14 protein-coding genes are annotated in these 13,998 nt (G+C 54.6%); 6 read left to right on the plus strand and 8 right to left on the minus strand.

Going from position 1 to position 13,998, the window contains the following annotated elements; translation table 11 throughout:
* Nucleotides 1-2 precede the first annotated feature (2 nt).
* A complete protein-coding gene (locus M9H61_RS16670) occupies nt 3-563 on the plus strand; it encodes a TlpA disulfide reductase family protein (protein ID WP_250281770.1) in 561 nt (186 codons plus the stop codon).
* A gap of 21 nt (nt 564-584) precedes the next feature.
* Here M9H61_RS16670 and rbsK read toward each other — a convergent pair whose 3' ends face one another.
* The 8 genes from rbsK to M9H61_RS16710 form a co-directional block, all read right to left on the minus strand.
* A complete protein-coding gene (gene rbsK / locus M9H61_RS16675) occupies nt 585-1,508 on the minus strand; it encodes a ribokinase (RefSeq protein WP_250281772.1) in 924 nt (307 codons plus the stop codon).
* A gap of 142 nt (nt 1,509-1,650) precedes the next feature.
* A complete protein-coding gene (gene xylB / locus M9H61_RS16680) occupies nt 1,651-3,117 on the minus strand; it encodes a xylulokinase (RefSeq protein ID WP_250281774.1) in 1,467 nt (488 codons plus the stop codon).
* Between the two features lie 164 nt (nt 3,118-3,281).
* Nucleotides 3,282-4,169, minus strand: coding sequence for a 3-hydroxybutyryl-CoA dehydrogenase (locus tag M9H61_RS16685; protein WP_101245385.1), 888 nt, complete (start codon nt 4,167-4,169; stop codon nt 3,282-3,284).
* Between the two features lie 68 nt (nt 4,170-4,237).
* A complete protein-coding gene (locus M9H61_RS16690; RefSeq protein WP_114112834.1) occupies nt 4,238-5,173 on the minus strand; it encodes an electron transfer flavoprotein subunit alpha/FixB family protein in 936 nt (311 codons plus the stop codon).
* A gap of 15 nt (nt 5,174-5,188) precedes the next feature.
* Complete coding sequence (locus M9H61_RS16695; RefSeq protein WP_101245387.1) at nt 5,189-5,938, minus strand: electron transfer flavoprotein subunit beta/FixA family protein; 750 nt, start codon at nt 5,936-5,938, stop codon at nt 5,189-5,191.
* 242 nt (nt 5,939-6,180) lie between these two features.
* The gene (locus M9H61_RS16700) at nt 6,181-6,753 is read right to left on the minus strand and encodes a cob(I)yrinic acid a,c-diamide adenosyltransferase (RefSeq protein ID WP_206926750.1); all 573 of its coding nucleotides are present in this window, start codon (nt 6,751-6,753) and stop codon (nt 6,181-6,183) included.
* Nucleotides 6,754-6,807: 54 nt separating this feature from the next.
* Nucleotides 6,808-7,002: a twin transmembrane helix small protein gene (locus M9H61_RS16705; protein WP_114112836.1), complete on the minus strand. Its 195-nt coding sequence runs from the start codon at nt 7,000-7,002 to the stop codon at nt 6,808-6,810.
* Nucleotides 7,003-7,171: 169 nt separating this feature from the next.
* On the minus strand, nt 7,172-9,127 hold the full coding sequence (locus M9H61_RS16710) for a sigma 54-interacting transcriptional regulator (protein ID WP_101245390.1): 1,956 nt from the start codon (nt 9,125-9,127) through the stop codon (nt 7,172-7,174).
* Nucleotides 9,128-9,342: 215 nt separating this feature from the next.
* On the opposite strand from M9H61_RS16710, the gene M9H61_RS16715 reads away from it, so the two are divergent.
* The 5 genes from M9H61_RS16715 (at nt 9,343) to M9H61_RS16735 (ending at nt 13,985) form a co-directional block, all read left to right on the plus strand.
* Nucleotides 9,343-10,791 carry a CmpA/NrtA family ABC transporter substrate-binding protein gene (locus M9H61_RS16715; RefSeq protein ID WP_101245391.1) on the plus strand — a complete coding sequence of 483 codons (1,449 nt, stop codon included), beginning with the start codon at nt 9,343-9,345 and terminating at the stop codon, nt 10,789-10,791.
* A 1-nt stretch (nt 10,792) separates the two neighbouring features.
* Complete coding sequence (ntrB, locus tag M9H61_RS16720) at nt 10,793-11,623, plus strand: nitrate ABC transporter permease (RefSeq protein WP_101245392.1); 831 nt, start codon at nt 10,793-10,795, stop codon at nt 11,621-11,623.
* 11 nt (nt 11,624-11,634) lie between these two features.
* Nucleotides 11,635-12,561 carry an ABC transporter ATP-binding protein gene (locus M9H61_RS16725; protein WP_101245393.1) on the plus strand — a complete coding sequence of 309 codons (927 nt, stop codon included), beginning with the start codon at nt 11,635-11,637 and terminating at the stop codon, nt 12,559-12,561.
* A 37-nt stretch (nt 12,562-12,598) separates the two neighbouring features.
* On the plus strand, nt 12,599-13,039 hold the full coding sequence (gene cynS, locus M9H61_RS16730) for a cyanase (RefSeq protein WP_101245394.1): 441 nt from the start codon (nt 12,599-12,601) through the stop codon (nt 13,037-13,039).
* A gap of 241 nt (nt 13,040-13,280) precedes the next feature.
* Complete coding sequence (locus M9H61_RS16735) at nt 13,281-13,985, plus strand: glutathione S-transferase N-terminal domain-containing protein (RefSeq protein ID WP_101245395.1); 705 nt, start codon at nt 13,281-13,283, stop codon at nt 13,983-13,985.
* Nucleotides 13,986-13,998 lie beyond the last annotated feature (13 nt).

Genomic DNA, 13,998 nt, shown 5'->3' on the forward strand with positions numbered 1-13,998 from the left:
TTGTGAAGGCTTTGCTTCGTTACGTAAAACTTGGCGTGATTGTCGCCATATCGGGCATTTATGCAACCCCTGCCTTTGCAGATACGCAATTACCACAAGAACTTTCAAAGATGGTGGCACCGTCTGATGATGGTTCTTTGCCCGATGGCGCAACCTTTGTCGATGAAAATGGCGATGAAAAACAGCTTAACCAACTGAAAGGTCAGGTTATTCTGGTAAATCTGTGGGCGACCTGGTGCGTGCCCTGTGTCAAGGAAATGCCGGAACTTGACCGGCTGGCTGCGGAAATGGATGGAAAGCCGTTCCGTGTTCTTGCCCTTAGTCAGGATCGTGGCGGGGCGGCTGCCGTTACGGAATTCTTTGAAGAGAATGGAATCGACAATCTGGATGTCGTTCTTGACCCGCGGGGGGCAACCGCCCGCAAAATGGGGGCGCGCGGTCTTCCGACCAGTTTCGTGATTGATGGTCACGGTGTGGTGCGCGGCAAGCTTGAAGGCATCGCGCGCTGGGATGCCCCCGATGTCATTTCCTATTTTAACGATCTGATCGAACAGACATCCTGATTTCTGAACCGCAATCCGCCATCAGCTTCCTGGTTCCAGCAATGCAAGAACCTGATCAAGGGTGGGGGCGGCATCGCCGGCACCGTTGCGGGTGGTTGCCAATGCGCCGGTCGCACATGCAAACCGCACGGCATCAGGAAGGGCCTGCCCGCCATGCAGGGCAACCGCAAGTCCGGCATTAAAGCAATCCCCCGCACCGACCGTATCAATGGCACTGACGGTAAAAGACGCGACCAACCCCGACATGCCGGCTGTTGAATAATAGGCGCCTTCACGCCCCATTTTAATGATCACGGTTTTTGGGCCCATGTCATGAAGGACCTTTGCGGCCTTCTTTGCACTGGCTTCATCGACCGGTTCTATGCCCGTCATGGCGCGGCATTCGGTGCTGTTGGGGGTGACGATATCAGTCAGCGCCAAAAGATCGCGCATCACCATGTGATCGGGTACGGGGGCGGGATCAAGCATGATTTTTGCCCCGCCTTCACGCGCATATTTGATCGCGCAATCGACAGCGACCACCGGGCATTCAAGTTGCAGCAGCAAATAGTCGCAGTCGCGCAGATAATCCTGTTTTTCATGCAAATCGCCACGGGTCATCGTCATGTTGGCACCACCAACGACCGTGATCATGTTTTCACCGGCTTCATCAATTGAAATCAGGGCCGTCCCCGTCTGTGCGGCATCGGCAATGATCAGGTGGCTGGTATCGATGCCTTCGGCGGCAAGGCTGGTCACCAGTTGCCGGCCAAGTGCATCGTCACCGATCTTTGATATGAAAACGGGGGAAACGCCAAGACGTGCGATGGCCAGCGCCTGGTTACATCCCTTGCCCCCGGGGCCCGAGATATATTCCTTTGCCGGGACGGTCTGACCCGGTTTCGGAAGCTTGGCTACGCGCGCTGCGAAATCAATGTTCGAGCTTCCGACAACTGCAATACTCATGGACTATCCAAATGGTCGAAAATTAATACTCGTACTAATGTTGGTGTTAAATCATTGGTTTAAAGAAGGCGGGAGATTAATTTACTCATGATCGCGGGCGTCTTCGGAAATATGTGCGGTTGGTGCGTCGGGAAGGTCATTTTCAATCGGGCGTAAATTCATCGGCCAGTGCATTATAAAGCCTGCGGAACTTTGCAAAGCGCGGCTGATAGGATGCGTGTCGTGATGTGTCCGGTTCGATAATTTCCTCGATAACCGGTTTCAGGCATACATCTTCGACTGCTTCCTGTGTCAGGGCCAGTCGCGCCAGACGTGCGGCACCGAATGCCGGACCTTTGGCTGCACCTTCGTATCGGGCAAGGGGGGTGCCCATGATGTCGGATATCAACTGGATCCAGTAACGGCTTCTTGCGCCGCCACCAATCACACCGGGCAGGGCACAGCGGGTCCCGGCAGCATGCAGACGCGATTGTGCGTCACTCAGCGCAAAGGCAACCCCTTCGAGAACCGATTGGACCATGGCTTCGCGCGATGTGTCGCTGCCCAGGCCAAAAAACACCCCGCGCGCATAGGGATTGTTATGCGGTGTCCGTTCCCCGTTCAGATACGGCAAAAAGACGATATCGGCGGGCTTATGATGCTGGGCCTCAACCCGTTTCAGCAAGCCACCAATATCACTTTCGCCAAGCAACTTTGCCGCCCATTGCAGGCAACTGGCCCCGTTCAGCAGAACTGCCATCTGAAACCAGTGGGCCGGAATGGCATGGGTGAAGCTGTGCAGAAGTTCTTCGGGTTTTGGGCGGTATTTGTCCGATGCGACAAAAATCTGTGACGATGTGCCAAGCGATATGAACCCGTCACCGTGACTGACGGCACCAACACCAATGCCGCCGGTCGCGGCATCCCCCCCGCCACCGGCAATGATGACGTCACCCTTCATGCCCCAGCGTTTGACAAGTTCGGCCCGCAAGGTTCCGGTAATGTCCGATCCTTCGACCAGTTCGGGGATTTGGTCCATCGAAAGCCCGCAGGCATCGATCGCCGCCCTGTTCCAACTGCGACTTTCTTCATCAAGCCACAAGGTCCCGGCCGCATCGGACATTTCCGTCACCTTGTCGCCAGACAGGCAAAACCGGATATAATCCTTGGGCAGCAGGATGGTGCGTACTTTGGCAAAGATGTCGGGTTCATGTTTTTGCAGCCACAGCATTTTCGGTGCAGTCATGCCCGGCATGGTCGCGACACCGGCCCTTGTCCCGAGATCGGGCAGCATGGCATCAAGTTTGTCACACTCGGCCTTGGCACGGCCGTCATTCCACAGAATTGCCGGGCGCAACGGTTTGTCATTTTCATCAAGCAACGTCGCGCCATGCATCTGTCCGGACAGGCCAATCGCGCGGGTGGCGGCAACAGCGCCCGGATTTTGATGGTGCAGGGCATCAATCGCGCGCAATGTCGCGTCCCACCAGTCATCGGGGTTCTGTTCGCTCCAGAACGGGTGGGGGTTTGATACCGACAAAGGAATATCTGTCTCAGCAACCGTGGCCGAGTGTTCGTCAATCAGCAATGCCTTGACGGCCGATGTGCCGACATCAATTCCGAGATACATTTTCGGACGGCCTCCAGACTTCTTTTGTCATTTTGTCCCGCATTCCATCCGTGCGGGTTTTAACGGACCTTATTCCAGATGGTTGGCGGTCCGATTGCAACAAAAAAAGCCGCTGAACAAGACAGCGGCTTTAATTTGAAAATGCGAATGTTTTAAAGCAGTCCCTAGCGGGTCGGGACCGGCTCATCACCGCTGTAATCATAGAAACCGCGGCCAACCTTGCGGCCAAGCCAGCCTGCTTCGACATATTTGACCAGAAGCGGGCATGGGCGATACTTGGTGTCGGCCAGACCATCATGCAGAACATGCATAATCGAAAGACAGGTATCCAGACCGATAAAGTCTGCCAGTTGCAGCGGACCCATCGGGTGGTTTGCACCCAGACGCATTGCGGTATCGATGGATTCGACGTTCCCCACACCTTCATAAAGCGTGTAGATCGCCTCGTTGATCATCGGAAGAAGGATACGGTTGACGATGAAAGCCGGGAAATCTTCGGCACTTGCCGTGTCTTTGCCCAGTTTCTTGGTCAATTCATGAATGGTGCGATAGGTGGTTTCATCCGTGGCAATGCCGCGGATCAGTTCCACCAGCTTCATCAGCGGCACCGGGTTCATGAAGTGCATGCCCATGAATTTCGCCGGGCGATCCGTATAGGATGCCAGACGCGTCACCGAGATCGACGAAGTGTTGGTTGCGATGATGGCTTCGGGGCCAAGAACCGGGCAAAGCGCCTTGAAGATCTGTTTCTTGATCTCTTCATTTTCGGTTGCCGCTTCGATCACCAGATCGCAGTCCGAAAGGAAGCTGTATTCCGTTCCGGTTGAGACCCGCGCAAGTGCGGAATCTTTTTGCGCTGCGGTAATCAGTTCTTTTTTGACCTGACGGTCCATGTTCTTGTCCATCAGGCCAAGCGCCTTATCAAGGGCGTCCTGCGAGATGTCGAGAATTCGGACGTCGTAACCGGCAAGTGCGATCACATGGGCAATGCCATTGCCCATTTGACCGGCGCCGATCACGCCAATGGTTTTGATATCTTCCAACGAAGCCATTTGTTCCCCACTCGTCCCCTAGGGTCAAAACAACAGTATGCATTGCTTTGACCCTAATCGGGATCAGATTATTTGTCGAGTTCACTCGCCAGTGCGGGAAGGGCTTCGAACAGGTCACCGACAAGGCCGTAATCCGCCACCGAGAAGATCGGCGCTTCTTCGTCCTTGTTGATTGCAACGATGACCTTGCTGTCCTTCATGCCGGCAAGGTGCTGAATAGCACCCGAAATGCCTACAGCAATGTATAGCTGCGGTGCAACAACTTTGCCGGTCTGACCGACCTGCCAGTCGTTCGGAGCATATCCGGCATCAACCGCAGCGCGTGATGCGCCAATGGCTGCGCCCAGTTTGTCGGCAATCGGTTCGATCAGATGGAAGTTTTCAGCCGATCCCATGCCGCGACCGCCGGAAATGACGACGCTTGCCGCGGTCAGTTCCGGACGTTCCGACTCGGTCAGTTCCTGACCAACGAAGCTGGACTTGCCGGCATCGGAAACAACGGAAACGTCTTCGATGGCAGCAGAACCGCCTTCAGCAGCAACCGGATCAAAGCCCGTGGTGCGAACAGTGATCAGTTTCAGGCTGTCTGCCGACTGCACGGTTGCCAGTGCGTTACCGGCATAGATCGGGCGGACAAAGGTATCGGCACTTTCAACATCGGTGATGTCGGAAATCTGTGCGACGTCTTTCAATGCCGCAACGCGCGGCATGAAGTTTTTACCAGAAGTCGATGCCGGAACCAGAATGTGGCTGTAGCCATCGGCAAGTTCGCAAACCAGACCGGCCATGTTTTCAGCCAGGAAGTGGCCATAGGCGGCATTGTCTGCGACCAGTACCTTGGAAACACCGGCAACTTTTGCGGCTGCTTCGGCAACGCCGCGGCAGTTTTCACCAGCAACGAGGATGGCAATGTCGCCACCGATCTTCTGTGCGGCTGCAACGGTGTTAAGCGTGCCGCCCTTCAGTTCGGTATTGTCGTGTTCGGCAATAACAAGAATGCTCATTTGATTGATCCCCGCTTAGATTACTTTTGCTTCGTTGCGGAGCTTGTCGACAAGCTCTGCGACGTCGGCAACTTTGACACCTGCCTGGCGTGCCGGCGGTTCCGTCACTTTCAGGGTTTTCAGGCGCGGCGCGGTATCAACACCAAGATCGGCCGGGCTCAGTGTATCGAGCGGCTTTTTCTTGGCTTTCATGATGTTTGGCAGCGACGCATAGCGCGGCTCATTGAGGCGCAGGTCGGTGGTGACGATTGCCGGAAGGTCGAGCTTGACGGTTTCAAGACCGCCATCAACTTCACGGGTAACGTCAAGTTTGCCGTCAGCAACGGCAACTTTGGATGCGAAAGTACCCTGCGGCCAATCCAGCAAAGCAGCCAGCATCTGGCCAGTCTGGTTGGCGTCATCGTCAATCGCCTGCTTGCCGAGGATCACAAGATCCGGGCTTTCCTTGGCGACGACTTCTTTCAGGAGTTTTGCAACGGCAAGCGGTTGCAGCTCATCCTCGGTTTCGACCAGAATGCCGCGATCGGCACCCATGGCAAGGGCGGTGCGCAGGGTCTCCTGGCACTGTTTAACGCCGAGCGATACGGCAACCACTTCGGTCGCGGTACCTGCTTCCTTGAGGCGGACAGCCTCTTCAACGGCGATTTCGTCAAACGGGTTCATGGACATTTTGACGTTGTTCAATTCAACGCCAGACTGGTCCTGTTTGACTCGGATCTTGACGTTGTAATCCACAACGCGCTTAACGGCGACAAGAACCTTCATGACAGACCTGTTCGTTTTTGTTGTCGAAACTATGGGCTTTCTGCTCCCTGCCGAGGCAGTTCGCTGCGGCCCGCATGTTACTGTTTTCCCCGCGATGCACAATAGGGGGTGCTACGCAGGTTGTCAATTTACGTAAAGAGGTTGACGTTAACGATAACTTCTTTACTGATTTTTTGATGCCCTTCGCAACCTTGATACGGCACAAAGCCGCCAAATGACAGGGGTTTGTCCAAATATTTTCGTCAGCGTGTCAGGCCGGGTTGCCACAAAATGTCATCCTTGCCGCCGTTATTTGCGTGGCGGGCAAGAACAAACATATGGTCCGACAGCCGGTTGATATAACGAACGCATTCCGGGTTGATCGGCTCGACCCCGGCCAGTTCGACAATAAGCCGTTCGGCGCGGCGTGATACGGTCCGGACCACATGAAGCTGTGCCGAAAGTGCACTGCCACCCGGCAGGACAAAGGATTTCAGCGGATCAAGGCCGGCATTGATCTGATCGATTTCCTGTTCAAGGCGTTCGGTCTGGGTTGCGGTGATGCGAAGGGCGGGCTGTTCGGGATTGTCATCCGATCCGTCACCCGGGGTGCAAAGGTCCGCACCCAGATCAAAAAGATCATTCTGGATTCGGGCGAGCATCGCATCTATGTCGCCATCCGCATGCAACCGGGCGACACCGATGAATGCGTTGGTTTCATCAACCGTGCCATAGGCCTCGACGCGGACTGAATTTTTGGGGACGCGTGTCCCGTTGCCAAGGGCGGTTTTGCCCTTGTCGCCGGATTTCGTGTAGATGCGGGTCAGTTGAACCATGTGTCGTCCATTAATGCGCAAGATGTCATAAGAATTGAAAACGGTCGCAGATGCCTATTTGCCAAGTGCCATCATCGACAGAATGAACAAAAGCAACAATGCGACGGCCTGAAGCAGCACGCGAAGCTGCATCAGTTTGTTGGATTTGCGTGCATCCTTGCCGCGGGCCATTGAAATGATCCCCATCACGAGAACACCGGCAACGGCGGCCATCGCGACCAGCACGCCAATTTGAAGAAATGCGGTCATCTGTCTTCTTCCCTGTCTGTTGCCTGCTGATGGTCACCTGAAAACAGGGGCCGCAATCGGAACAAGCCGAACTTGCCGCAGGTCGAATTTATTGATGCCATCTTACGGGCGGCGTCATGCTGCGCCAAACCGGGACCGCAGGCAACTGGTGGATGGAAACTTTTCGACATTATCGGGTATTTTGATTTTCCGGTGCGGCAAAGTCACGGCGATCGATTTTGAATTTCTTGATACGGGACGCCAGCGTTGTCGGTTTGATATCAAGAAGTGCCGCGGCTCCGTCCGGGCCAAAAATCTTGCCCTGCGTCTGTCTTAGGGCATGGGTGATATTGTCATATTCGGTTTGTTGCATTTCAGCGCGCGTCAAAATGGTCCGGGCGGGCTGGGTATCCCGATCAGCTTTGGACGCGGGGGATGGTTTTTTGCCGTCCCGGGTGCTGAAATCGGGAAGATCGAAATGCAATTTACCGTCATGGGCCAAGATGGCAGCGCGTTCAATCACGTTTTCAAGTTCGCGGGCATTTCCGGGCCAGCCATAATTTTGCAAAACATGAACCTGTCCCTTGGTCAGGGTGGGTTGGGCAATGTTCAGGCGCTGGCAGATATTGCGCAGGAAATGCGCGGCCAGCGGCGGAATGTCGTCTGGCCGTTCACGAAGCGGTCGACATTCAATCGGAAACACATTGAGGCGGAAATAAAGGTCCTCGCGAAACCGCCCCTGACGGACTTCTTCCTTAAGGTCGCGGTTGGTGGCGGCAATCAGGCGGACATTGACCTCGCGTGTGCGTTCTTCGCCGATACGCTCAAACTTCTGATCTTGCAGAACCCGCAAAAGCTTGCCCTGAAGTTCCAGCGGGATTTCACCAACCTCATCTAGGAACAGGGTGCCGCCATCGGCCAGTTCAAAGCGCCCGACACGGTCGCGAATGGCGCCGGTAAAGGCCCCGCGCACATGCCCGAAAAATTCGCTTTCAAACAGTTCATGGGGGATGGCCGCACAATTCACGCGCACCAGAACGCGATCAGATCGTGTGCTGGCCTGATGGATGGCGCGCGCGATCAATTCCTTGCCGGTGCCGGATTCCCCGGTGATCAGAACGTTGGCGTCAGTCGGTGCAACCAGATCAATCTGTTTGAGCGCGCCTTGAATGGCATCCGATTGCCCGATGATTTCATGGTGATTGTTGGTCGACAGGATTTCTTCCTGAAGATAGGCATTTTCAAGTTCAAGCCGTTCACGAAGACGGTCGACCTCGGCAAGGGCGGCGTGCAGTTTTTCTTCGGCGATTTTGCGTTCGGTAATGTCTCGAAACACGATCACTGCCCCGATGACCAGACCATGGTCGCGAATGGGGGTGGATGTGTATTCGACCCGGATCGGTTTGCCATCGCTGCGCCAGAAGACTTCATCATCAACCCGTCTTACGATGCCCTCGCGGAATGCATTGTAAATCGGGCAGTGCTCGGCGTGATAGGGTTCGCCATCAACATGGGAATGGTGGATGATCGAATGGATTTCCTTGCCCACAAGTTCCTCGGCGGTCCAGCCCAACATGCGTTCGGCCGCCGGATTGACAAAGGTGGTTACCCCGTCCGAATTCACGCCGTAAATGCCTTCGCCGGCCGCGCCCAGGATCAGCTGGTTCTCGCGTTCGATCTCGCGGAAAAACCGTTCGGCGCGTCGCCATTCGGCAATACCTTCGCGCAGGTAATCGTCGGCCTCGGAGTCAACATCCCGGCGGTGGCGGGCATCAAGATCCGATATCGTTACCGTAAGATATTCTTCATCGCCTAGCGTGATGGCGCGGGCTTCGTGTTCTAGTTTCAGTTGGGTGCCGTCCGGCCGGCTCAGGTCCAGTCCGCGGGTCCAGGAAAATCCGTGATAAAGGGCGGCTTCGCTGAACACGACAAGGCTTGGCACCTGTCCCTTGTGCAGGGCGCTCATTTTCAGGGATATGAGGGCGTCTATGCTGCGGCCCAGCAATTTTGCCGCCGCCTCATTGGCGAACACGATGCTGTCGGTTTTGGGGTGAACCAGAATTGTCGGATGCGTATGCGCCAAAAGAGCCTGCAGATGGAGCGGCTCCAAAGACGTTGAAACAGATTGGTTTACGTCATGGTTCATACGAATTTCCTACGATAATTCGTAATTATGGTTACGAATTATCGTAAATTACGATTTTTCGTATATGTGAAGACTGCCTGTCATCATCCCCTGAGTCCAGCATTTTCAACGAAAATTCCGCATTGCAGCAAACTGGCACGACGGTTGCTCTTATCCTGACTGAATGTCTGGTGCTGTTCTGATCTGGACAGCGAAACAACACAGGGGGTGATCAAATGTCAGTTAAAAGTCTGGGCGATCCATTTAGCGGTGATACCGACCTGCGGCACAGCAAATCGTGCGGTTGTGATATGTGCGCGTCAAAGGGCGGGCATCACCAATCGGATCATGATCATGGTGTAAAGCACGATCTGTCGACGATGCCTGCTCATAGCGATATGGCGGCAAAGACACCGGAAAGCAGCGAAGAAATCCTTGATCGCGCCATCGACAGCGCGATTGTCCGTTCGGTTTTCGGTCACAACGAAATTTCACGTCGTTCCTTTGCCAAGATGGTTGGCGGCAGCACCATGATGGCGGCATTGGCATCGGTATTGCCAATCGACAAGGTCAAGGCAGCCATCCTTGATGATCTGGGGACACCGGAAAAGTCGAAGCTCAATATCGGCTTTGTGCCGATCACCTGTGCCACGCCGATCATCATGGCGCAGCCGATGGGCTTCTATGAAAAATACGGTCTTGATGTTGATGTCATCAAAACCGCGGGCTGGGCGGTGGCCCGCGACAAGTCGCTGAACAATGAATATGACGCGTCGCACATGCTGACCCCGATGCCGCTGGCCATTTCGATGGGGGCGGGTTCAACCGCGACCCCGTTCCTGATGCCGGCTGTTGAAAACATCAATGGCCAGGCCATCGTTCTGCACAATGACCATCTGGATAAGCGCGATCCGAGACAGTGGAAAGGCTTCAAGTTTGGTGTGCCGTTCGAATATTCGATGCACAACTTCCTGCTGCGTTATTATGTCGCTGAACATGGTCTGGACCCGGATAAGGACATCCAGATCCGCGTTGTTCCGCCGCCCGAGATGGTGGCAAACCTGCGTGCCGGTAACCTTGACGGGTATCTGTCACCCGATCCGTTTAACCAGCGTGCGGTATGGGAAAAAATCGGCTTCCTGCACACCCTGACCAAAGATATCTGGGAAGGTCATCCGTGCTGTGCATTTGCCTGTTCCAAGGCCTTTTCCGAAGAACTGCCGAATACCTATGGCGCGCTTTTGAAATCCATTGTGGATGCGACCCAATACGCGGCCAAGCCCGAAAACCGCAAGGAAATTTCGGCGGCGATTGCCCCGGCCAACTATCTGAACCAGCCGGTTCCAGTCATTGAACAGGTCCTGACCGGACGTTATGCCGATGGTCTGGGCGAAGTTAAAAACGTCCCTGATCGCATCGATTTCGATCCGTTCCCGTGGCATTCGATGGGGGTGTGGATTCTGACCCAGATGAAGCGCTGGGGCTATATCGAAGGCGATATCGATTACAAGAAAATCGCCGAGGAAGTCTATGTCGCGACCGATTGTGCCAAGGTGATGAAAGACCTTGGATATGAGGCCCCGACTTCGACCTATAAGTCCTATACCATCATGGGCAAGACCTTTGATCCCGATCAGCCCGAAGCCTATGTCAACAGCTTTGCGATTGGCAAAGGGGTAAGCTGACATGCTGGCATCGTTGAATGCCAGGGCTTTGGTTTTGTCACTCGTGCTATTGGCGGTCTTCCTTGGCCTTTGGGAGGCCGCCAGCCCGAAACAGAACATTTCTGGCGAACTGACAGAATATGAACTTCTGATGGGTGGGGCAGAACCCAAGGCGGCCGTGCCGCCACCCTCGGCAGTGATCGGCAAGGCATGGGAAGAACTTCGCAATCCTTTCTATGATGCAGGCCCCAACGACAAGGGGATCGGCATCCAGATCGGCTATTCGCTTTATCGGGTTCTTTCGGGATATTTCCTTGCTGCGGCGCTGGCCATTCCGGTCGGGTTCCTGATCGGAATGTCGCCCCTGATGTATAAGGCGCTTGATCCGTTTATTCAGGTGCTAAGACCGATTTCCCCGCTGGCGTGGATGCCTTTGGCCCTGTTTGTCATTCAGGACAGTCAGGCATCGGCAATCTTTGTCATATTCATCTGTTCGATCTGGCCGATGCTGATCAATACGGCATTCGGTGTGGCCGGGGTGCGCAAGGACTGGGTCAATGTGGCGCGAACCCACGAACTGGGTCCTTTCAAAACCGCATGGATCGTCATCCTGCCCGCTGCGGCACCAACCATTTTGACCGGAATGCGCATTTCCATCGGGATTGCCTGGCTGGTGATTGTCGCTGCCGAGATGCTCGTGGGCGGTACCGGCATTGGCTACTACGTCTGGAATGAATGGAACAACCTTGATCTGACCAGTGTGGTGTTCTCGATCCTGATGATCGGGGTTGTCGGCATGTTGCTTGATACGGCCTTCGCCTATTGCGCACGCCTTGTGCAGTACCAGGAATAAGGAGACCAGATATGTCGACACCATTCCTGAGTGTTCAAAACCTTACCAAACGTTTTCAGGCCCCCAAGGGTGGCGAAAGCCTGACGGTATTTGAAAACGTCAATCTCGGGATCGAGAAGGGCGAGTTTGTTTGCATCATCGGTCATTCCGGCTGTGGCAAATCAACCATCCTGAACATTCTTGCGGGGCTTGATGAACCAAGCGACGGCGCGGTCATCATGAATGGCAAGGAAGTTTCCGGGCCCAGTCTGGATCGCGGGATCGTGTTTCAGAACTATTCCCTGCTGCCATGGTTGTCCGCGCTCAAGAACGTCACTTTTGCCGTTCAGGCGCGCTACAAATCCTGGAGCAAAAAGCAGGTTCACGATCATTCGATGAAATATCTCGAAATGGTCGGTCTTGCGGGCGGGGCGGAATTGCGCAAGCCATCGCAACTGTCTGGCGGGATGCGTCAGCGTGTATCGATTGCACGTGCCTTTGCCATTCAGCCGGAACTGCTTTTGCTCGATGAGCCGTTCGGCGCACTTGATGCGCTGACCCGTGGCAGCATCCAGGACGAGTTGATCCGCATCTGGTCGGGATCGGACCAGACGGTCTTTATGATCACCCATGATGTTGATGAAGCCATCCTGCTTGCGGACCGCATTTTGTTGATGACCAACGGTCCCTATGCCCGGGTTGCCGAGTCCGTTCAGGTCGAAATCGAACGACCGCGTGAACGGGCCAACATTATCCATCATCCCGACTATTACGACATCCGCAATCACCTGGTGGAGTTCCTGGCCACACGGTCGCGCGAACTTGCCGGGAAACAGGACGATGATGCGAATTCCGCACCAAAAGTCGTCCGGTTCGGGGCAAATGCCGGGGCGGAAATCTCATCAGAAACAGGCAGCAAGTCCGGCACGCGCAAGCGTGCGGTCAATCGTGCCGATTAATCAAAACAACGTGCTGTATCAGAAGTGGAGAAAACCCATGAAAAAAGCTGACGTCAAAGAACTCATTCTCGAAGCCAAAAAGGCCAAAGGGCTCGGTTGGGAAGAGATCGCAAGCAAGATCGGTATGTCCCCGGTTTGGACAACTTCCGTGTGCTTTGGCATGAATTCGGCGCCAAAGGACAAGGCCGACATGCTGGTTGCCCTGTTTGACCTGCCGCCCGAAGCATCGGCTGTCATTCAGGAATGCCCGATGAAAATCTGGGACCAGGCGGTCCCGACCGATCCGGCCATCTATCGTCTGTATGAAATCGTTGGTGTTTACGGCGAAACCATCAAGGAAATCATCCACGAGAAATTCGGCGACGGCATCATGAGTGCGATCGATTACGAAATGTATATCGAACGCAAGGAAGACCCGAAAGGTGACCGTGTCGTGATTACCCTGGATGGCAAGTTCCTGAAATACCGCGCCTGGTAAGGATATCTTCCGGTGTGAAATTAATTGGCGGTACCGATGGGGTTGATCATCGAATGCCGCAGTCCGGTCAGGCCCGTTTGCATGCGCATTCGGGCCTGCTCCGTATGAGCGTGGTGAAAGTCTTGTCGGATGCTACTGGCGAAAAGGATGCGATCTGCTAAATCCTGAAGATATGTAATTGCCTGTATGCAATGCCTGATTTGGTTTTGCGTATCGGCCAAACAACAAGGATCAAATTCAGATGGCTGACCTTTCCGCATTCGACATTACCAAACGCTGGCCGGCAAAGAACCCCGATATTCTGCAGCTTTATTCATTCCCGACCCCCAACGGGGTAAAGGTTTCGATCATGCTCGAAGAAATCGGTCTTCCCTATGAAGCCCACACCATCAAAATCGGTGAAGACGAAACCTGGACCCCGGAATTTCTGTCGCTTAACCCGAATGGCAAAATCCCCGCCATTCTTGATCCGAACGGCCCGGATGGAAAACCGTTCGGGCTTTTTGAATCCGGGGCGATCTTGCAATATCTTGCCGAAAAATCCGGAAAGCTGTTGCCTGCTGATCCGGCGCGGCGGATGGAAACCATCCAGTGGGTCTATTTCCAGATGGCCGGACTGGGCCCGATTTTCGGGCAGCTTGGCTTTTTCCATAAATTTGCCGGCAAAGAGATCGAAGATAAACGCCCGCTGACCCGTTATGTGAATGAATCCAAACGGCTTTTGGGCGTTCTAGAAACCCGTCTTGACGGGCGCGACTGGATTATGGGCGATGAATATACCATTGCCGATATCGCAATCCTTGGCTGGGTCCGCAATCTGATCGGATTTTACGAGGCAGGTGATCTGGTGGCTTATGACACGCTCAAAAACGTACCGGCATGGCTTGAACACGGTCTTGCGCGGCCCGCTGTTCAGCGCGGTCTTGATATTCCGGCACGGCCATAAGGTCCGGGTTGCC

It is taken from the genome of Thalassospira sp. GO-4 (genome assembly GCF_023588965.1).
Classification (GTDB): domain Bacteria; phylum Pseudomonadota; class Alphaproteobacteria; order Rhodospirillales; family Thalassospiraceae; genus Thalassospira; species Thalassospira povalilytica.

Coding starts and splice junctions, on each gene's coding strand:
- rbsK (WP_250281772.1), bottom strand. CDS start 1,508: ATGAGTATTGCAGTTGTCGGAAGCTCGAACATTGATTTCGCAGCGCGC.
- xylB (WP_250281774.1), bottom strand. CDS start 3,117: ATGTATCTCGGAATTGATGTCGGCACATCGGCCGTCAAGGCATTGCTG.
- M9H61_RS16685 (WP_101245385.1), bottom strand. CDS start 4,169: ATGGCTTCGTTGGAAGATATCAAAACCATTGGCGTGATCGGCGCCGGT.
- M9H61_RS16690 (WP_114112834.1), bottom strand. CDS start 5,173: ATGAGCATTCTTGTTATTGCCGAACACGACAATACCGAACTGAAGGGC.
- M9H61_RS16695 (WP_101245387.1), bottom strand. CDS start 5,938: ATGAAGGTTCTTGTCGCCGTTAAGCGCGTTGTGGATTACAACGTCAAG.
- M9H61_RS16700 (WP_206926750.1), bottom strand. CDS start 6,753: ATGGTTCAACTGACCCGCATCTACACGAAATCCGGCGACAAGGGCAAA.
- M9H61_RS16705 (WP_114112836.1), bottom strand. CDS start 7,002: ATGACCGCATTTCTTCAAATTGGCGTGCTGGTCGCGATGGCCGCCGTT.
- M9H61_RS16710 (WP_101245390.1), bottom strand. CDS start 9,127: ATGAACCATGACGTAAACCAATCTGTTTCAACGTCTTTGGAGCCGCTC.
- M9H61_RS16715 (WP_101245391.1), top strand. CDS start 9,343: ATGTCAGTTAAAAGTCTGGGCGATCCATTTAGCGGTGATACCGACCTG.
- ntrB (WP_101245392.1), top strand. CDS start 10,793: ATGCTGGCATCGTTGAATGCCAGGGCTTTGGTTTTGTCACTCGTGCTA.
- M9H61_RS16725 (WP_101245393.1), top strand. CDS start 11,635: ATGTCGACACCATTCCTGAGTGTTCAAAACCTTACCAAACGTTTTCAG.
- cynS (WP_101245394.1), top strand. CDS start 12,599: ATGAAAAAAGCTGACGTCAAAGAACTCATTCTCGAAGCCAAAAAGGCC.
- M9H61_RS16735 (WP_101245395.1), top strand. CDS start 13,281: ATGGCTGACCTTTCCGCATTCGACATTACCAAACGCTGGCCGGCAAAG.